Here is a 17815-nt window from a genome sequence, read left to right as displayed (position 1 = left end):
GAAAAGTTAGCGGTTATCTGTCAGTGGATCGGCTGCGTTGCAGCACCACCGCCAGAATGATGACCACCCCTTGGATCGCGCCGTTCAGATAGGGGCTTACGAAATCCGTGAGGTTGAGAATGTTGCCGATGAGGCTCAGGATCAGAACGCCGACCACCGTGCCCCAAACGCGTCCGAAACCGCCCTTGAGAAGCGTGCCGCCGATGATGACCGCCGCGATCGCCTCGAGTTCCCACAACAGACCCGTAGAGGAGGAGGCGGAGCCGAGGCGCGGCACATACATCACGACGGCAAAGCCGACGAGCAGACCCAAGAGGGTGTAAGTGGCAAGGCGGACTTTCAGAACGGACACGGCCGAATAGCGCGCAACCTTTTCGTTCGACCCGATGGCGGCGCAGTGGCGTCCAAATGCCGTGTGGCGCATGACGATTTCGCCGAGCAAAGCCACGACGAAAAACGCGATGATCGGCCAGGTGACGCCAAAAATTCCACCGTAATAGACGGGGCGGTAGAGTTCGCGCATCTCAAAGCCGAGGCTCAAAGTGCCACCGTCGGCCAGCCATGTGATGAGCGAACGATAAATGCCCATCGTCCCCAGCGTCACGATGAAGGCTTCGATCCCGACTTTCGTGATCAGCAACCCGTTCACAAGCCCGGCGATCAGACCCGCGACAAGAGACAGGGCGATCCCGATCAGGATCACATCGACGCCGATCCCCATGCTGTCGGTGAGCAGATTCATCGTCAGGATCATGAGCCCCGCCACAAAAGCCGCCATCGAGCCGACCGACAGGTCGAGTCCGCCGGCGGTGATGACAAAGGTCATGCCGACAGCGATGATGCCAATGAACGCAGAGCGTGCGAGCACATTTGTGATGTTGGCGTAGCTGAGAAAGTTCGGGTTAAGCGACATCCCGATCAGGATCAGCACGATCAGCGCAACAATCGGCCCGATCACTTTGAGATCAAGCTTTGCGCCACGCGGCTTTTCGGTCGTCTTCGCGCTGCTCATAGTCATGCGGCATCCTCTCCGTGACCCGTCAGGCCCATGGCAAGACGGACGATATTCTGTTCTGTGACCTCCTCGCCTGCGACCTCTCCGACGACATGGCCCGCGTGCATAACGAGCGCGCGCGAGGCGAGGCCGATGAGCTCTGGCATCTCCGAGGAAATGACGATGATCGCATGGCCGTCAGCGGCAAGTTTGGCGATCAGGTCGTAAATCTGTTGTTTGGTGCCGATGTCGATGCCGCGGGTCGGCTCGTCGATGATGATGACCTGCGGATCGTTCAAAAGCGTCTTGGCGAGCAAAAGTTTCTGTTGGTTCCCACCAGACAGATTGCCGACCAGCATGTCCGGCGACGGCACCCGAATGGCAAAATCAGCGATCGCTTTCTCAAGCGCGGCCTCTTCGGAGTGTCGGTCGATCAACGGGCGACCGAATTGCTCCAGATAGGGCAGCGTCAGGTTTTCACGCAGCCCTTTCTCAAGCAAAAGCCCCGCGCCTTTGCGGTCTTCGGTCAGATAGACCAGTCCGGCGTTCATGGCGGCACGCACATCGTCTGCTGGCAACTCTTGTCCGTTCAGTCTCACTTGGCCCGACCGTTTGCGCAGGCCCGCGATGGCTTCGGCAAACTCGGTACGCCCGGACCCGACCAGACCGCCGATCCCGAGAACTTCACCTCGACGCAGATGCAGGCTCGCATGGTCGACCTTGCCGGGCACGCTCAGGTTTTCGACCTCAAGCAGGATCTTGTCCTGCGGTATGGCTTTGGCGGGATACAGATCGGTGAGTTCACGCCCGACCATGGCGGTCGCCATCTCGTCTTCGCTGATCTCGGAAACCGGACCGGATTTTACCATCGCCCCATCGCGCAGCACCGACACGCGGTCGCAGATGCGTTTGACCTCGGAAAGCTTGTGCGAGGTGTAGAGAATGGCGACGCCTTGATCCCGCAAACGCTCGACCTGCTGGAACAGGATTTCACATTCGCGCTCGGTCAGAACGGCGGTCGGCTCATCCATGATCAGAACCCGCAAATCGCGTGACAGCGCCTTTGCGATCTCGACCATTTGCTTGTCGGGGACGGACAGGCTCGACACCGGCTGAGACGGGTCGATCCGGCAATTGAGTTGATCCAAAAGCTCCTGCGTCTTTTGGCGCATCGCTGCGTGGTCCAGACGCCAGCCTTTTTTGATCTCGCGGCCCAGAAAGATATTCTGATCCACGCCCAGATGTTCGGCGAGATTGAATTCCTGATGGATCATGACGATGCCACGGGCCTCGGCCTCGCGCGATGAGGTGAATGTGGCGGGCGCACCATCGCAGGTCACCTTGCCACCGGAAGCATCGAGGTAGCCGGCAATGATTTTCATCGTCGTCGACTTGCCCGCGCCATTCTCACCGATCAACGCGTGGATTTCGCCGGGCCGGAGCGCAAAATCGACGCTGTGCAGAATTTCAATCGGCCCAAAGGACTTGGAGACCCCCTCGAGGGCAAGGATCGGCGAGGTCATGGCATAAGCTCCACCCATGCCGCGTCCTTGGCGTTGGAGCGCAGGCAGGCGTCAATGAAACGTAGGCCTTCGATGCCGTCCTTGATGCCGGGCAAAAGCGTTTCGATAGCTTGACCGGCTTGATAGGCCCGGATCGCATCCGCCGCCTCGCCATAAAGCGTGGCGAAGCCTTCGAGGTAGCCTTCCGGGTGACCCGCGGGAACGCGACTGCCGATCATTGTGCCTTCGGGGCCGCCACGGCGCAGCTTGCGTGCGGGCTCGCCGAGTGCCGTGAACCAGAGGGTTTCGGGCGTTTCATGCGACCATTCGATCCCGGCTTTTTCCCCGTAGATGCGCAGTTTCAGACCGTTTTCCGTGCCCGGCGCAACCTGTGAGCACCAAAGCGTACCCTTGGCGCCAGAGGCGTAGCGCATCATCACATGCGCATTGTCATCCACGCGCCGACCGGGGACGAAGCTGGTCAAATCGGCCGCAATTTGTGCGGGGCGCTGGCCGCTGACAAAGCGGGCAAGTTGGAACGCGTGGGTGCCGATGTCACCGATCGAGCCACCGGCTCCGGCGCGCGCCGGATCGGTGCGCCAATCGGCCTGTTTGCTTTCGGTCGGCTCCGCAAGCCAATCCTGCGCATATTCGACCTGCACAAGACGGATCGGGCCAAGTGCGCCGGACTGAACCAACTCCCGCGCCAGACGCAGTTGCGGATAGGCGGAGTAGTTGTGCGTGAGGACAAACAGCGCATCGGCCTTGCGGGCAATCTCGCCCAGCTCAAGCGCCTGTTCTAGGGTCGAGGTCATCGGCTTGTCGCAAATGACGTGAATGCCCTGCTCCAGAAAGGCTTTGGCCGCTGGGAAATGCAGGTGGTTGGGCGTGCAGATCGACACAGCTTCGATGCCATCGGTGCGCGCCGCTTCCGCGCGGGCCATCTCGGTGAAATCCGAATAGGTGCGTTCCGGGGCGATGCCGATTTTGGCGGCGCTCTCTTCGGCCTTCTCAGGCGTCGAAGACAGCGCGCCCGCGATCAGATCAAAGCTGTTGTCGAGGCGGGCGGCAATGCGGTGCACCTCGCCGATCATTGCACCGATCCCGCCGCCGACCATGCCGAGACGGATTGGAATATGACGGTCCATGATCAGCCCTCCAGCCCAAGCATTTTGCGATTGGCCGCCGCATCCGTGCCCGCCGCTGCAAAGTCGTCAAACGCATGTTCCGTGACGCGAATGATGTGGTCGCGGACGAATTGTGCACCTTCGCGGGCACCGTCTTCGGGGTGCTTCAGCGCGCATTCCCACTCGACAACGGCCCAGCCGTCGAAACCCATCGCGGTGAGTTTGGAAAAGATCGCTTTGAAATCGACCTGACCGTCACCCGGACTGCGGAAACGTCCGGCGCGGTCGGTCCAGCCTTGATATCCGCCATAGACCCCTTGGCGCCCGGTCGGGTTGAACTCGGCGTCTTTCACATGGAACATGCCGATCCGGTCGGCGTAGATGTCGAGGTGATCAAGATAGTCGAGCTGCTGCAGCACATAGTGCGAGGGATCGTAGAGCATCATCGCGGCGGAATGCTGATCCAGGCGGTCGAGAAACATCTCGAACGTCACGCCATCATGCAGGTCCTCACCGGGATGGATTTCGTAGCAAATCTTCACGCCTTTTTCTGCGGCATGATCCAGTAGAGGTCGCCAGCGGGCTGCCAATTCGTCAAAGGCTGCCTCGATCAATCCAGCAGGGCGCTGGGGCCAAGGGTATAAATACGGCCAAGCCAGAGCGCCGGAAAAGGCGGCCATTCGGTCGAGGCTGAGATTGGCTGAGGCGTCGATGGTCTTTTTTACCTGATCGACGGCCCAAGCCTGACGGGCTTTCGGATTGCCGCGCAGGGAGGCGGGGGCAAAGCCGTCAAAGGCGAGGTCGTAGGCCGGATGCACGGCGACCAACTGGCCCTGCGTGTGGGCGGACAGTTCCGTGATGGTGATGCCTTGGTCCGCCGCGCGGCCTTTCAAGGCGTCGCAGTAGTCTTTTGAGGTCGCGGCTTTGTCGAGATCAATGAGGGTGTCGGCGCCGCTCGGCACCTGCACGCCCTCATAGCCACAGTCGGCCGCCCACTTTGAGATCGCGTCGAATGTATCAAACGGCGGCGTGTCGCCGACGAATTGCGCCAGAAACAGTCCTGGCCCTTTCATGGTCTGCATAGTTCCTCCCGCCGATTCCATCAATGTAATCGGTTTCATTTAACCTCACACAATATGTAAAGGTTTTCAAGGCCCGAAAATGACACTAGGCTGAAAGAGCTGTGGAGGGCCAAGAACGTTGAACGAACACCAGAAAACACCGCGTATCCAAGACGTCGCCAAACGGGCGGGCGTTTCGACCGCAACGGTCAGCCGGGTTCTGTCGAATCCGTCCATCGTTTCGGAACGCACACGAAAAGCCGTTGAGCAGGCGGTCGCGGAAACCGGGTATACGGTCAATTTGACGGCTCGCAATCTGCGCCAACAACAGGTTGGTGCGGTGCTCGCGTTGGTGCCCAAATTGGCCAATCCGTTCTTTTCGGAAATTCTCTCGGGCATTTCATCGGCATTGCGGCAAGAGGGCATTAACCTTCTTGTTCTGGACACGCAGGCTGGCGATGGACCGCCCGATCTCTCCGCGATCGCCCCCTATCTCACCCGCTCTCATGCTGACGGGGTGATTGTTCTCGATGGCAGTCTGGACGCGGGGTTGTTCAAGCATCATGGCTGCCCGCCGGTCGTGCAGGCCTGTGAATGGGTCGAGGGTCTCGATGCCCCGCGCGTGCTTGCCGACAACGAGGGCGGCGCGGCGCTCGCGATCTCGCATCTTATCGAGCTGGGTCATCGCAAGATTGCGCATCTTTCCGGACCGAGTGCGAATACTTTGACAAAGTCCCGCTCCAAAGGCGTCGAGGCCGCGATGCGCGCGGAGGGAGTTGACCTTGTGGCGCGCTTCGAGGGGGATTTTAAGCTGAAATCGGGTCACGATGCGGGCGTGTCGCTTTTGGCCCTTTCGGATCGTCCGACAGCCGTGTTTTGTGACAACGATGAAATGGCGCTCGGTCTTCTTCAGGCGCTGGTGCGCGGCGGGCTTCGGGTGCCGCAAGACATCTCCATCGTTGGCTTCGACAATATCGAAATCGCGGCCTACGCTTTGCCGCCTCTGACCACCATTCGTCAGAAGCGCGCGAGCATTGGGTCGCGCGCGGCCGAGATTTTGGTGGGCTTGATGAAGGCATCTAAGTTCGATGTGCAGACGGAGATCATGCCCACGGAACTGATCGAGCGCGAAAGCTGCGCGCCGCCTCCCGGTCTTGAGCATCAGGACTGAGCACGCAGTTCGCCTTACACCTGCCGCCCTTTCGTAAGAAGCGGCGGCAGGCGTTGTGTGTGTCAGCGGGTCTGTTCGATCCGGGCTTTTACGATCTCATTGAGAACGGCGAGACGCTTTTCCGCGCTCTCTTCTGCGGCACCCTCAAAGGCTTCGACATCCGCTTGAAACATGTCGAAATTCCGCTCGAGCTCTTCGCTCGAGAGCGGCTGACGTTCGTGTAGATCGACGAAATTCTCCGCGCTTGTCGCGAGGAAATAGAACGCGGCGGTATGATCGGGTTCCGTCACAGCGCGTTCGAATGCCGCTTTTGCGACGGCGGAGTAGGCGTGGATGCCGCGACCTTTTTCTTGGGTCAGATCGAGAAGGAAGGTGAACATGGCTGTCTCCTTAAAAACAGAGGTTAGAATGTCAGGCTGCGCGCGCCACCATGGGCGGCAGACCAGTCCAGAGGGGCGTCGAGAAACGCGGCGATGGTGTCGCGCTGCTCGGCGGTAAAGCGGTCGTGCGTCCGGGCAACGTCGAGAATGTCCTTCCACGTCGCCAAGGCATTAAGCCGAATACCCGCGCGTTCCATCGCGCTTCGGGTCTCCGGGAAGATGTCATACTGGAACAGCATGAACACATCCTGGACCACGAGACCCGCCGCTCGCAGGGCCTCGCAGAAACGGAGTTTAGAGGCGCCATCGGTGGTCAAATCCTCGACCAGCAGCACGCGCTGGCCGGGCTCCCACAGGCCCTCGATATGCGCCTCTGGGCCGAAACCCTGCGCACGTTTGCGGACATATTGCATCGGCAGGCCGGTCTCCGCGGCGATCCACGCGGCAAAAGGGATGCCAGCGGTTTCCGCACCTGCGATGGCGTCCAGATCAGCGCGCCCGATTTCGGCGTCGATCACTTCGGAGGCAAACCCCATAAGCTTTTCGCGCACCGCCGGGACGGAGATCACCTTGCGCACGTTGATATAGACCGGGCTGGCGATCCCGGAGGAGAGGATGAAGGGGCGCGTTTCGGCCACTTCGACGGCGTGAATGTCGAGCAACGCAAGCGCTGTGCGGCGGGCGAAATCGGCGCGGGTCTCGGGGCTGAGTGGCATGGTCTGGGGCATAGCGCGAGGCTCCTTCATGATGCCGCCTCCATATAGGTGGAAAGGATATCGACGCCCACCATGAAATCGGCGATTTCCATTGCTTCCTCTGGATTGTGAGAGCCATTGCGATTGCGGACAAAAACCATGCCAGCGGGCACGCCGGCTTGGGCAAAGACCGCCGCATCATGGCCGCCACCGGAGGCCATCGAAAATGCTTCGCCAGTGACCTCTGCCATGGCCGCTTCCAGCCCCTGAACCAGATCGGCATCCATCAAGGCGGGCGCAACCGCGACCTCGGCCCCAAGTTCAAAGCGAACGCCACGGGAGCGCGCGATATCCGCCATTTCGCCTTTCAGGTAGCTGCGCATCTGGTCGAGCGTTCCGGCGTCTTGCGAACGAATGTCGAGGGTAAAGGCAATCTCGTCGGGAATGCGGGCAATCGCATGGCGCGCCGGATCGGTGCCGACCACACCGGAGGTCAGCACGAGATCCTTGCCGGTGTTGAGCAGGTGCTGCCATGTGCCGTCGAGCCGGTGCATCAGTTCGGCAAAGGCCAGAACCGGGTCGTGGCGATAGGCGCGCGGTACAGCGCCGGAATGCCCGGCCTGCCCGATACAGCGGCTGTCTCGATAGCGGAAATTGCCGCGAATGCCGGTGACCACGGCGGCGGGAATATTGCGCTCGACGAGAAGCGGGCCCTGTTCGATATGAAGCTCTAGATAGGCTTCGATCTGGGACAAATCACAGATCGGCTCCTGCGCCTCAATCGGCGCGGTGTTGATGCCGAGGGCCTGCAAATGGGCGCCCAATGTCCGACCATCGCCTTTGTGTGCGGCGTTGAACTCTCCCTCGGGCAAGCTGCCCGTCAGCATTTTGGAGCCAAGATAGCAGGCGCCGAACCAAGCACTTTCCTCACCGCGCATGGCCAGAACCCTGACCGGTCGGGACAGATCGCGCAGGCCACGGCGGGCGGCGATCAGGACCATCAGCCCGGCGATGACCCCCGCAAGCCCGTCGTAATTGCCGCCCATCGGAACCGAGTCCACATGGCTTCCGATGACGGTGAACCGTTTGGCCGAGGCGTGTTGCGGCAAATAGAACAAGAGGTTTCGTCCGGCGTCTTCTTCGACACAGATCCCTTCGGCACGCGCCTGTTTGGCGAGATAGTCGAGTGTCTCGGTCTCGATTTCGGAAAAGGCGGGACGACTAACGCCCGCCGCATCGCGTGAGAGGGCGCGGATGTCCTCAAACAGTTCGGCGGCCTTGGCGGACAGGTCCGCTGTGCTGGTGGTTTCTGAGCGGTGATGTTTCATTCGAACACCCCGGCCTCAGAGCCTTCGATGGAGCCGATGACTTCTTCGAGCGAGGTGATCTCCTGCGTCGTCATCCAACCTTCCAACTCCGCGATCAGGCGCGCCATGACCGTGGGCGATTGGAAGGTTGCCGTGCCGACCTGAACCGCCTGCGCCCCGGCGATGAGGAATTCGAGCACATCGTTTAGCGTCGAGATTCCGCCGCAGCCGATCACCGGAATGTCGCAGGCGCGGGCGCATTGATAGGTCATCCGCAGCGCAATGGGTTTGATCGCCGGACCGGACATGCCGCCCATGACATTGCCAAGACGTGGGCGGCGGCTGTCGACGTCGATGGACATGCCCAGCATGGTGTTGGCCACGACCAAAGCATCGGCCCCCGCCTCTTCCGCGGCGCGGGCCACCTCGACGGGTTCGCCGGTGTTCGGCGTGAGTTTGGCCCAAAGCGGCAGATCGGTTTCGGTGCGCAGACGCGTCACGATCTCTTGCGTTGTGTCGGGCCGCATGGCGAAGGCGTTGCCGTCCGCCTCGATGTTCGGGCAGGAGATATTCGCCTCGATCGCAGTCACGCCGGGCAAGCTGACTTCACGACAAAGTCGGGCGAATTCATCGTAGGAATGCGCAGAAATCGACACCACGAGCGGGGCTTTGAACTCTGACCAATAGGGCAGCATTTCATCGCGGAAATAGTCGATGCCTTTGGAGGGAATGCCGATGGCGTTGATCATGCCCGACTGAATATCGCACACCCGCGGAGTCGGGTTGCCCGCGCGCGTGCCATGCATGATGGTTTTGAGCACATGCGCACCCAAGACATCGAGGTCGAACACATCTGCCAAATCTTCGGAGAAGGTGCCAGAGGCGGGCATGATCGGATTCTTGAGGGTCAGCGCACCAATGCGGGCGCTAAGGTCGATGGTTTGCAGGTCTTTCATCACATCGCCTCCGAAATAGGGAACACCGGGCCTTCGCGACAGACGCGGCGTTGAATGATGCGGTCGCCGACCCGGAAACTGCGCACACAGGCCTGACACATGCCGAGACCACAGGCCATTTGTTGCTCCATGGCGATCTCGCCGGGGATGCCATGGCTCTCACCGAGGTCTTGCAGCATCCGCAAAAGCCGCGAGGAGCCGCAGGTGTAGAAGGCATCTACGTCTCCTTTGGCGATCCGTGCCTCGATCAACGGGCGCAGCGCCTCGGGCGTAGAGCTTCCATCCTCGTCGTGGACGACGATCACTTCGGCGCCATAGCTTTCGAATAGCTCGACGGACATTGCCAATTCCGGTCGGCGCGCGGAACAGATCGCGGTCAGCTTGCGCCCCCTCTCCTGCGCCATGCGGGCGAGCGGAGCGAGGGTCGCAAGGCCCACGCCGCGTGCGACGAGCATGAGATTTTGCCAGTCGTCGGGCATAGAGAACCCCTGTCCCAGAGGGCCAAGCACATTGAAGGTGTCATCGGGGCGCAGCGTGGCGAGACCGCGCGTGCCGGCGCCCGCAATTTTATAGAGAAACTCCAGACGGCCCGCCGATTTGTCATATCCGTAGATACTCATCGGGCGACGCAGAAAAGGGTTCTCCCCTTCGGGCGCAGGGCAGAGCAGTTGGAAAAACTGACCCGGCTGACAGTCGAGAATGGCCTCGGGTGCGTCGAGAGTGAGCAGGCGATATTCGCCATTTACAGGGGTATTCGAGACCACGCGACAGGTGGCTTCGGAACAGCGGGGCCGTAGCCCCTGCGGAACAGGGACGGACACGGTGGTCGGAATGTAGGTCATTGGTCTGCCTCGGATTAGCCGTAGATCAGCTTTGGAATGAAGAGGGAGATTTGCGGGATATAGGTGATCAGCAGGAGCACGATCAGGTTCACCAGCACGAAGGGCCAGACGCCGCGAATGATGTCCGCCACAGGTTTATTGAGCGTGGACGATGCGACGAAGATATCGAGGCCGAAGGGCGGCGTGATCATCCCGAGGCTGACATTGAGCGTCACCAACATGCCGAAATGCACCGGATCGATACCGAAACTCATGGCGACCGGATAAAGCGGCGGCACCAGAACCAAAAGTGTTGAGTTCGGATCAATGAACATGCCTGCCACGAAGAACAGCACGTTGACCGCGATCAGGAAGGCGATCTTGCCCGCGCCGGTGGCCTCAAGGAAGGCGATGATTTCATTGGGCACTTGCGCCAAGGTGACGAAGAAGGAAATCAACCCGCCCATGGCCAAAAGCACGAAGATGATTGAGGTATTCACGGCGCTGTCTTCGGTGATCTTGGCGAGACCTTTGAGATCAAGCGCGCGGAAGACGAACATCTCGACGAGGATGGCATAGACCACACTGACTGCGGCGGCCTCTGTGGGGGTGATAAAGCCGGAATAAATGCCGCCCAGAATGATCACCGGCATTCCAAGCGCCCATTTGGCGTCCCAGATCGCCTTGAAGCGTTCGGACCACGGCAAGCGCGGATCATGGCTGACGCCGTCGCGCGCGGCTTGGATACGGACGTAGACGGAGAACGCGAGGCCAAGGAGCAGGCCGACGGCGAGACCGCCCGCGAAGAGTTTGGAAATCGACGTGCCGGTGATCCAGCCGTAGACGATCAGCGTGATCGACGGCGGAATCAAAAGCGCAGTTTCTGCCGAAGAAACCAGAAGCCCAAGGCTGAACCGGTCGGAATAGCCCGCTTTGCGCAGCTCCGGGTAGACCATGCGGCCCATGGCGGCCACCGTGGCAGGTGCAGAGCCAGAGACCGCGCCAAACGCCATGCTGCCGCCGACGACGACATGGCCCATGCCGCCCTTGGTGTGACCCACGAGGGCCTTAACGACAGAGATGAGTTGGCGCGCGATTTGGCCGGAGCCCATGAGATTCGCCGCGAAGATGAAGAAGGGAATGGCCAGAAGCGTCGAATGGTCGATGCCACCGACAATCTTTTGCACCACGGCCGCATCGGGCAAGCGGCCATAGAAAGCTTCTTTGTAAGCGAGTGCGGGGATACCCAGCACCAAAAGCATCTCAAAGCCAGCCACCAACAAGAGGATGGCCAAAACGATAATGAGGGCGAAGATCATTCGGAGGCCTCCTGATAACGGTCGATGAGGCCCAAAAGGCTTAGCCCATAGCGCAGGCCCAAGAGGAGAAAGCCAGCAACAGGCGCGAGGTAGATCACGCCCATGGGTACGCCAAGGGTCGGGGATTTCTGGCCGGATTTGAGCACGAATTGCACCAGATCGACCGCCAGCCACGCGACATAGAGGCTCATGCACAGCCCGACGAGATCAATGAGTTTCAACACCCCCTTGAGCAACGGCGCGGGCAGGCGATCGCGCATATTGGTGATGCCCACATGCTTGCCCCGTTCAAGCGCCAGCCCGAGAGCCAGGAACACGAGGAACAGGTTCATGATCCGCACTGCTTCCTCGATCCAGGCAAAACGGCTGGCAAAGGTGCCACCGATTTCGCGGGTCACGACCGAGCCGCTGTAGAGAAACACCATGATCAGGAAAAGGGCGATGAGAACGGTTCTTTCGACCGTTCGGAGCAGATTGAGAGCTTGCATGAGGGGGCTTTCGATCACTGTGGAAAGAGACGCTCCGCATCTGGATCGGAACCGATGCGGAGCGGAGAGACCCGAGGCGGCGCGCCCCGGATCCGTCAGGTTTTACAAATCGCCGTAGGCTTGCGTGTAGATGTCGAGCAGGGTCTGACCCGCGTCGCCGGTTTTGGCAACGTAGGCGGCAGAGGCCGGGCCGAACATCGTGTCGCGGAATTCTGCGCGCTCAGCCTCATCGGCGACGCGCACGTTGGTGCCGGCTTCGGTAATGGTCTCAAGCGCGGAGTCGACGGCAGCGGTTTTGTGAGCGGTCAACTCGGGGATGACTTCGGCAAAGGCGTCCTTGATGATGGTCTTGTAATCTTCCGGGAGGCTCTCCCAGAACATCGGGTTGAAGAGGACCACATCTTCCATCGCGCCGTGATCGGAGACGACGAGGTTTTTCTGAACCTCGTAGAATTTCATCGCCTTGATCGTGTCGAGCGGGTTTTCTTCGCCGTCCACAACGCCGGTTTGCAGCGAGGTGTAAAGCTCACCGAACGGCAGAGCGATGGCGGAGGCGCCAAGTGCGTTGAACTGTTCGATCAGGATCGAGCTGTCCATGACACGGAATTTCTGACCGGCGAAGTCGGCGAGCGTGTCGAGCGGCTCGTTGGAGGTGAACTGTTTCTTGCCGTTGGGCCAGAGATCAATCGCCACCATGCCTTTGTCGGAGAAGCTGTCGAGCAGGGCCTCACCGAAGGGGCCGTCACGCAGTGCGGCGGCTTTGTCGGCGTCTTCGGGGATCAGGTAGGGGATGTCGAGGATCGACACCAGCGGGTTAAAGCCGCCAAGGAAGGCCGCGGGTGCAACGGTGGCCTCAATGGTGCCGAGTTGCACGCCTTCGTTCATTTGACGCTGGTTGCCGAGTTGGCCCTGCGGGAAAATCTGAAACTCCACATCGCCGTCCGTGCGTTCGGCGACGAGCTCTGCCACTTTTTCGAGGTGAACGTGACGGCTCTGCTGCGTGCTTTCGAGGTGTCCGATCTTGGCCACATACTCTTGGGCAAGCGCGGGGCTGGACAGGGCCAGTCCAGCGAGCAGCACGGCGGACAGAAGGGGTTTGGGTTGAGACATGGAGCGCTCCCGGTTGGTTTGGTTCTGATCATCATAGACTCCCCAAAGTGGGGGGGAGGTCAATAAAAAAGTCTAAAAAATGAGACGAAACCCAAAATTGACCAGTCGTTTAAATTTTTTGCTGAATTTTTAGGCTGAAATCTCCGCCTCAATACCCTCGCGCGCAATCAGCGCTTCGACATGCTCGGCCGCCTCGCGCCCTTTGAGCGAGGTGTTCCAAAGCCGCTCGGCAATGCCTTCGTGAAGCTCGAGGGCTTCCGGCGCAGAGGTGATCATGCCGACACCGATGCGAATGTTGGGGTTATGACCAAGGCGGAAAGGGCTGATCGTGAGGATCGAGCGCCCGGCTTGGCGCATGATCTGGAAAGAGGTCGAGGGAATCGGTTCGCGGGCCACGCCGATCTGGATGCCAATATCAGGCGCGCGCAACATTTCGACGATATGGCGCACCTCCGCCAAAGCCATCCGGCGTCGCTGTTTGCGGATCTCGGACGACAACTCGGGGCTGCCCTCCAATCCTTCGCGAAGGAATTTGCGGATGTCCGCATCCGAAATAATAGAGGCCAGAAGCGGGCGCCTTTGAGCAAAGCGCTGTTTTCTTTTCTCAAGAATATCAAGGATTTTTGCAATATCGTCATGTTCTGAACTGGGTACGGATTCGCTTAGGACATCCTTGAGAACGGCATCATAGCGATCCGTTGTCACCAGATAGGAAATCGGGCTGAAGAGGCCGATGATTTGCTCACATTCATCTTCGATTTGGCGCATGCGTTCGAAGAAACTAAGGGCGTTGTCGACGTATTCGATTCCAACCCCGAGAAGGCTCGGCAAAGACACCTGAAGTTCCTGAGCGATGGCGGAGAGCATGTCGATCTTCGCGATCTCGCCTTTTTCCGCACGATAAAGCGCCGCACGGGAAATGTGCAGGCGGGTGGCGACATCTTCCGGCGACAGGTTGCGGCCCAGGCGGTGGGCCTTTAGGCGCGCGCCGATGTCTTTGAAATTGATCTGTGTTTCTACCAAGGTGCGCTCATTCGAAAACATGTAAGATACCTGTGCGTCGTCTAAACTTTGAGCGCACATCGAGATTTGTCGCAATTATGAGACAATCACGCTTTTCGAAAGGTCGCAAGGGGCATTTGCGAGCCACGAATCTCAAAATGAAAGACGCGCCGCGATCTTTTCCCTGAAGCTGGCAGGCTCCAGTCGCGTTTAGACCATCTTGATCACATCGCGCGGGCAAGACAGCATGTAGCCTTTGCGGGCGATGTTTTTGACCAACAGCTCGCTCACCATCTGATTTCCCAAAGTATCGCGCAGGCGTTTGATCCGAGTGGCGCCGGCGGCCTCGTCGCAATCCGCGGAATTGCGTCCGGAAATTACCGCTTCGATTTCGGCACCGGACAGGACGTCATCATCGAGACGCGCTTCGGCCAGAACCGACAGGGTTTCGATGGCGGCGGGGGTGAGTTTGAATTCCATGTTGTTCAGATAAACCGTGTTCTCCGCGCGTGAGATCAACAGGGAGGACACTTCGATCCCTCGCTTCTCGATCTCGCTCATCCGCTTGTTGAGCGCGATGATCACAACGAGGAACACAAGGGCTGCGATCAAGAGGGCGGTGGAAAACACCAGCAGGACAAAAATCACCATACGGTAGGAATTGAGCACGCCGGAAAAGGACGTCCCCGATTGCGCGAGAATTTCGAGCAATTTGATTTCCGCCTGGGTGGTCAGGTCGTTCTCAACGAAAATACGCTCGACCCGCGCGTTAAAGGCGTTCGCGTCCGGCAGGTTCACGAACAACAACACGGCAGCGATCAACAGGATCGCGACAATCGCCACGATTCCATAGATCGCCACGCGGGACACTTTGCGGCTGTCAGTATCGGAGGAAATAGTCGCCAGCATCGGCTTTGACCTCGCCCAGTTTCTCTTCGGGGATCATCGCGACGATGGAGAGAAGATGCCAGCCTTCTTTCTCGAGGCGCGGACCAATCGCGTCGGCGGCGGCGCCTTTTGAGCATTGCGAGTCGCCCACCTCGGCTACGCCGAAGTGCAGCTTGAGCGGATTGTCACGCTTGGCTTTGTAGCTGGCGTAACAGGACGCACTGGCCAGTCCGGGAAGGGTGACGAGCGCGATCACGAGAGGAAGAAGGTGCTTTTTCATGCTCGCGATCCTGTGAGTTTGGCCGATGTTATTCAATAGCAAAGCCGGTTTTGTCGTCTGCTATCAAATGACAGGCCGCTGTTATTGAGCGATTTTCCCGAAACCGGCCATCACCGTCCCATCAACGTGCCCCAAACTTCGTAATGCAGATTCGAGACATGCAGAAACGAGGCGGGCCGCAGGCTTTGAAAGGACGACCGATGAGACTGACAAAATTCACCGCTGGGCTGCTTGCGCTTTCCATTGCCACCGCGGGCTTCTCCGCTGCACCGGCCCGCGCCGGAGACAATGATGCCGCTTTGGCACTGGGCGGGCTTTTGACGCTCTTCGTGATCGGCAAGGCGCTGGATGACAAGAACGACAAGAAAGCCAGAGCCACGCGGCCACGTCATGATGATGAACGCAAGCCAAGACCTGACTGGGGTCACGATCTTCGTATCCCGAACACCTGTGTAATGAGCGCGGGCCAAGGCAACAAACATCGACTGGTCGTCCTGGAGAACTGTGTGAAACGCGAAACGCACCAAAACCGTGTCCGGTTGCCGCGCGCCTGTGAGACCCGGGTGCAAACCCGTCAGGGTAAAAAAGACGCCTATGACGTCGGTTGTCTGAGCAATTTTGGCTACCGCATCGACCGCGACCGCAACCGCGGCTACGTCCATCGCTGAGTTATATAAAAATCGAGCAGATACGCGGTTTCATGTCCCCATGTGTCGCGTCAACTTGCGGGTGGGTTCATGCGTCCCACCCGCTTTTTTCTTGCGCCACTGCCCGGCTTCGGCTTCACAGGGGTATGACAAAAACGATCCCTGATTACAGTTTCGAAGAGGCCGCCCAGCGGCGTGGCTACTCCCGCATCGTTGGTGTGGATGAAGTGGGGCGCGGGCCTTTGGCGGGACCCGTGGTGGCCGCAGCAGTCTGGCTCGACCCGGAGCACATTCCCGAAGGTTTGAACGATTCCAAGGCGCTGACGGCAAAACGGCGCGAAAAGCTTTTTGAAGAGATTCTCGCGAAGTCCGATGTTTCCATCGCCTCCTGTTCGGTCGAGGAGATTGATGAGATCAACATTCTACAGGCGTCTTTAAGGGCGATGGAGCGCGCCGTCGCTGGGCTCACGGTCAAGGCGGATTATGTACTGGTGGACGGGAATAAGGTGCCGCCCGCCTTCGGGCTGGATGCCGAGGCCATCGTCAAAGGAGATGCCCGGTCGATGTCGATTTCTGCGGCTTCAATTGTGGCCAAAATATGGCGCGATCGTCTTATGGTGGATTTGGCGCAACAGTATCCGGGATATGCCTGGGAGAAAAACGCGGGTTACGGGACCAAGGCGCACCTCGAAGGACTCCGAGATTTTGGTGTGACCCCGCTCCATAGACGTTCGTTCAAACCGGTCCACAATATATTGTATCAAGACAAAAACATAAGTGACTGATTCGAAAAAGAAATTGACTGCGAATCCCGGATGACTCATCTTTAGACCCATAAATGACGTCAAAAATGGCGCGTTAAAACGACGTCCCTTAAGGGGCGCGATATGAGGCAGAACATGAAGAATACCATCCGCAAGGGGGCCAACGCGCTCCCTCTCAATGAGATATTGTCCGGTGATTGCATCGAGGTGATGAACGCCCTCCCTGAGGAAAGCGTCGACCTGATTTTCGCCGATCCGCCCTATAACCTGCAACTGCGGGGCGATCTGCACCGTCCGGACAATTCCAAAGTGGATGCGGTCGACGACGCGTGGGATCAGTTCGACAGCTTCAAGGTTTATGACGATTTCACCCGTGAATGGCTTAAGGCCGCGCGGCGCATTCTCAAACCGAATGGCGCGATCTGGGTGATCGGCTCCTATCACAACGTCTTCCGCCTCGGCGCCGAGCTTCAGAACCAAGGCTACTGGATTTTGAACGACGTCGTGTGGCGCAAATCCAATCCGATGCCGAACTTCCGGGGCAAGCGCCTGACCAACGCGCATGAGACCCTTATTTGGGCGTCGAAGGGTGAAGCGGCGAAATACACCTTTAACTATGAAGCGCTCAAGTCGCTCAATGAGGGCATTCAGATGCGCTCTGACTGGGTCCTGCCGATCTGTAACGGTGGCGAACGCCTCAAAGACGACAATGGCGACAAAGCGCACCCGACGCAAAAGCCCGAGAGCCTTCTGCACCGCGTGATCGTCGGCACCACCAATCCGGGCGACGTGATCCTCGATCCATTCTTCGGCACGGGCACCACAGGCGCGGTCGCCAAGATGCTTGGCCGCGAGTTCATCGGCATCGAGCGCGAAGAGAAATACCGTGAGGTGGCCGCTAAACGCATCGCTTCCGTGCGCAAATTCGACAAGGACGCGCTTCGTGTTTCCACTTCGAAACGCGCTGAGCCGCGTGTGCCGTTTGGTCAGCTTGTGGAGCGTGGCATGCTGCGTCCGGGCGAAGAGCTTGTGTCCATGAACGGTCGCCGCACCGCGAAGGTGCGCGCCGACGGGACGCTGGTTTCCAATGACGTGAAGGGCTCGATCCACCAAGTCGGCGCTCACCTCGAAGGCGCGCCGTCGTGCAACGGCTGGACCTATTGGACCTTCAAGCGCGATGGCAAACACGTCCCGATTGATGTGCTGCGCCAGCAAATCCGCGCGGAGATGCAGTAAGTCTCTCAATAAAATTCAAAGTTACCGCCTGGTGCCTGCGGCCTGACTTCGCGGCACCACCTTCTGC

19 protein-coding genes are annotated in these 17815 nt (G+C 59.3%); 4 read left to right on the top strand and 15 right to left on the bottom strand.

Annotated features, from left to right (window positions below):
* Positions 1–13 precede the first annotated feature (13 nt).
* From J5Y17_RS00510 to J5Y17_RS00495, 4 genes are read right to left on the bottom strand one after another with little or no spacing between them, the layout of a single operon-like run.
* Positions 14–1018 carry an ABC transporter permease gene (locus tag J5Y17_RS00510; protein ID WP_219783253.1) on the bottom strand — a complete coding sequence of 335 codons (1005 nt, stop codon included), beginning with the start codon at positions 1016–1018 and terminating at the stop codon, positions 14–16.
* Positions 1015–2517: a sugar ABC transporter ATP-binding protein gene (locus J5Y17_RS00505; RefSeq protein WP_219783624.1), complete on the bottom strand. Its 1503-nt coding sequence runs from the start codon at positions 2515–2517 to the stop codon at positions 1015–1017. Before J5Y17_RS00505 ends, J5Y17_RS00510 begins: the two co-directional genes overlap by 4 nt.
* Positions 2514–3644: a Gfo/Idh/MocA family protein gene (locus tag J5Y17_RS00500; protein ID WP_219783252.1), complete on the bottom strand. Its 1131-nt coding sequence runs from the start codon at positions 3642–3644 to the stop codon at positions 2514–2516. Before J5Y17_RS00500 ends, J5Y17_RS00505 begins: the two co-directional genes overlap by 4 nt.
* Before the next feature lie 2 nt (positions 3645–3646).
* Positions 3647–4705, bottom strand: a complete 1059-nt coding sequence (locus J5Y17_RS00495; protein ID WP_219783251.1) for a sugar phosphate isomerase/epimerase — start codon at positions 4703–4705, stop codon at positions 3647–3649.
* Positions 4706–4823: 118 nt separating this feature from the next.
* Between J5Y17_RS00495 and J5Y17_RS00490 the strand changes: the two genes are divergently transcribed.
* A complete protein-coding gene (locus tag J5Y17_RS00490) occupies positions 4824–5855 on the top strand; it encodes a LacI family DNA-binding transcriptional regulator (protein ID WP_219783250.1) in 1032 nt (343 codons plus the stop codon).
* A 62-nt stretch (positions 5856–5917) separates the two neighbouring features.
* On the opposite strand, the gene J5Y17_RS00485 is transcribed toward J5Y17_RS00490, so the two are convergent.
* The 11 genes from J5Y17_RS00485 to J5Y17_RS00435 all read right to left on the bottom strand — a co-directional run bounded on the left by J5Y17_RS00485 (position 5918) and on the right by J5Y17_RS00435 (position 15101).
* Positions 5918–6235: a hypothetical protein gene (locus tag J5Y17_RS00485; RefSeq protein ID WP_219783249.1), complete on the bottom strand. Its 318-nt coding sequence runs from the start codon at positions 6233–6235 to the stop codon at positions 5918–5920.
* Between the two features lie 23 nt (positions 6236–6258).
* Complete coding sequence (locus J5Y17_RS00480) at positions 6259–6963, bottom strand: orotate phosphoribosyltransferase (protein WP_219783248.1); 705 nt, start codon at positions 6961–6963, stop codon at positions 6259–6261.
* A gap of 14 nt (positions 6964–6977) precedes the next feature.
* The gene (locus tag J5Y17_RS00475) at positions 6978–8258 is read right to left on the bottom strand and encodes a Zn-dependent hydrolase (RefSeq protein WP_219783247.1); all 1281 of its coding nucleotides are present in this window, start codon (positions 8256–8258) and stop codon (positions 6978–6980) included.
* The gene (locus J5Y17_RS00470) at positions 8255–9193 is read right to left on the bottom strand and encodes a dihydroorotate dehydrogenase (protein WP_219783246.1); all 939 of its coding nucleotides are present in this window, start codon (positions 9191–9193) and stop codon (positions 8255–8257) included. Before J5Y17_RS00470 ends, J5Y17_RS00475 begins: the two co-directional genes overlap by 4 nt.
* Positions 9193–10035, bottom strand: a complete 843-nt coding sequence (locus J5Y17_RS00465) for a dihydroorotate dehydrogenase electron transfer subunit (protein ID WP_219783245.1) — start codon at positions 10033–10035, stop codon at positions 9193–9195. Before J5Y17_RS00465 ends, J5Y17_RS00470 begins: the two co-directional genes overlap by 1 nt.
* A 14-nt stretch (positions 10036–10049) precedes the next feature.
* A complete protein-coding gene (locus J5Y17_RS00460) occupies positions 10050–11333 on the bottom strand; it encodes a TRAP transporter large permease (RefSeq protein ID WP_219783244.1) in 1284 nt (427 codons plus the stop codon).
* Positions 11330–11821: a TRAP transporter small permease gene (locus J5Y17_RS00455; protein ID WP_219783243.1), complete on the bottom strand. Its 492-nt coding sequence runs from the start codon at positions 11819–11821 to the stop codon at positions 11330–11332. Before J5Y17_RS00455 ends, J5Y17_RS00460 begins: the two co-directional genes overlap by 4 nt.
* A gap of 102 nt (positions 11822–11923) precedes the next feature.
* Positions 11924–12931, bottom strand: a complete 1008-nt coding sequence (locus J5Y17_RS00450; protein ID WP_219783242.1) for a TRAP transporter substrate-binding protein — start codon at positions 12929–12931, stop codon at positions 11924–11926.
* A 129-nt stretch (positions 12932–13060) separates the two neighbouring features.
* Positions 13061–13954 carry a helix-turn-helix domain-containing protein gene (locus J5Y17_RS00445; protein ID WP_219783241.1) on the bottom strand — a complete coding sequence of 298 codons (894 nt, stop codon included), beginning with the start codon at positions 13952–13954 and terminating at the stop codon, positions 13061–13063.
* 189 nt (positions 13955–14143) lie between these two features.
* A complete protein-coding gene (locus tag J5Y17_RS00440; RefSeq protein WP_219783240.1) occupies positions 14144–14842 on the bottom strand; it encodes a hypothetical protein in 699 nt (232 codons plus the stop codon).
* Entirely contained in the window at positions 14814–15101 is a 288-nt protein-coding gene (locus J5Y17_RS00435; protein ID WP_219783239.1) for a hypothetical protein, read from the bottom strand. The genes J5Y17_RS00440 and J5Y17_RS00435 overlap by 29 nt, the downstream gene beginning before the upstream one ends.
* Before the next feature lie 200 nt (positions 15102–15301).
* On the opposite strand from J5Y17_RS00435, the gene J5Y17_RS00430 reads away from it, so the two are divergent.
* From J5Y17_RS00430 to J5Y17_RS00420, 3 genes are all read left to right on the top strand, one after another.
* Positions 15302–15769, top strand: a complete 468-nt coding sequence (locus J5Y17_RS00430) for a hypothetical protein (RefSeq protein WP_219783238.1) — start codon at positions 15302–15304, stop codon at positions 15767–15769.
* A 125-nt stretch (positions 15770–15894) separates the two neighbouring features.
* Complete coding sequence (locus tag J5Y17_RS00425; protein ID WP_219783237.1) at positions 15895–16533, top strand: ribonuclease HII; 639 nt, start codon at positions 15895–15897, stop codon at positions 16531–16533.
* Positions 16534–16647: 114 nt separating this feature from the next.
* Positions 16648–17748, top strand: coding sequence for a site-specific DNA-methyltransferase (locus tag J5Y17_RS00420; RefSeq protein ID WP_219783236.1), 1101 nt, complete (start codon positions 16648–16650; stop codon positions 17746–17748).
* Positions 17749–17815 lie beyond the last annotated feature (67 nt).

Source organism: Celeribacter sp. PS-C1 (genome assembly GCF_019429625.1).
Lineage (GTDB): Bacteria > Pseudomonadota > Alphaproteobacteria > Rhodobacterales > Rhodobacteraceae > Celeribacter.
Note: the sequence above shows the minus strand (reverse complement) of the source record. Positions and strands in the feature narration are given on the sequence as shown.

Bases quoted from the DNA above. Each gene is read 5' to 3' on its own strand.
- J5Y17_RS00510 (WP_219783253.1), bottom strand. From the start codon at position 1,018: ATGACTATGAGCAGCGCGAAGACGACCGAAAAGCCGCGTGGCGCAAAG.
- J5Y17_RS00505 (WP_219783624.1), bottom strand. From the start codon at position 2,517: ATGACCTCGCCGATCCTTGCCCTCGAGGGGGTCTCCAAGTCCTTTGGG.
- J5Y17_RS00500 (WP_219783252.1), bottom strand. From the start codon at position 3,644: ATGGACCGTCATATTCCAATCCGTCTCGGCATGGTCGGCGGCGGGATC.
- J5Y17_RS00495 (WP_219783251.1), bottom strand. From the start codon at position 4,705: ATGCAGACCATGAAAGGGCCAGGACTGTTTCTGGCGCAATTCGTCGGC.
- J5Y17_RS00485 (WP_219783249.1), bottom strand. From the start codon at position 6,235: ATGTTCACCTTCCTTCTCGATCTGACCCAAGAAAAAGGTCGCGGCATC.
- J5Y17_RS00480 (WP_219783248.1), bottom strand. From the start codon at position 6,963: ATGCCCCAGACCATGCCACTCAGCCCCGAGACCCGCGCCGATTTCGCC.
- J5Y17_RS00475 (WP_219783247.1), bottom strand. From the start codon at position 8,258: ATGAAACATCACCGCTCAGAAACCACCAGCACAGCGGACCTGTCCGCC.
- J5Y17_RS00470 (WP_219783246.1), bottom strand. From the start codon at position 9,193: ATGAAAGACCTGCAAACCATCGACCTTAGCGCCCGCATTGGTGCGCTG.
- J5Y17_RS00465 (WP_219783245.1), bottom strand. From the start codon at position 10,035: ATGACCTACATTCCGACCACCGTGTCCGTCCCTGTTCCGCAGGGGCTA.
- J5Y17_RS00460 (WP_219783244.1), bottom strand. From the start codon at position 11,333: ATGATCTTCGCCCTCATTATCGTTTTGGCCATCCTCTTGTTGGTGGCT.
- J5Y17_RS00455 (WP_219783243.1), bottom strand. From the start codon at position 11,821: ATGCAAGCTCTCAATCTGCTCCGAACGGTCGAAAGAACCGTTCTCATC.
- J5Y17_RS00450 (WP_219783242.1), bottom strand. From the start codon at position 12,931: ATGTCTCAACCCAAACCCCTTCTGTCCGCCGTGCTGCTCGCTGGACTG.
- J5Y17_RS00440 (WP_219783240.1), bottom strand. From the start codon at position 14,842: ATGCTGGCGACTATTTCCTCCGATACTGACAGCCGCAAAGTGTCCCGC.
- J5Y17_RS00435 (WP_219783239.1), bottom strand. From the start codon at position 15,101: ATGAAAAAGCACCTTCTTCCTCTCGTGATCGCGCTCGTCACCCTTCCC.
- J5Y17_RS00430 (WP_219783238.1), top strand. From the start codon at position 15,302: ATGAGACTGACAAAATTCACCGCTGGGCTGCTTGCGCTTTCCATTGCC.
- J5Y17_RS00425 (WP_219783237.1), top strand. From the start codon at position 15,895: ATGACAAAAACGATCCCTGATTACAGTTTCGAAGAGGCCGCCCAGCGG.
- J5Y17_RS00420 (WP_219783236.1), top strand. From the start codon at position 16,648: ATGAAGAATACCATCCGCAAGGGGGCCAACGCGCTCCCTCTCAATGAG.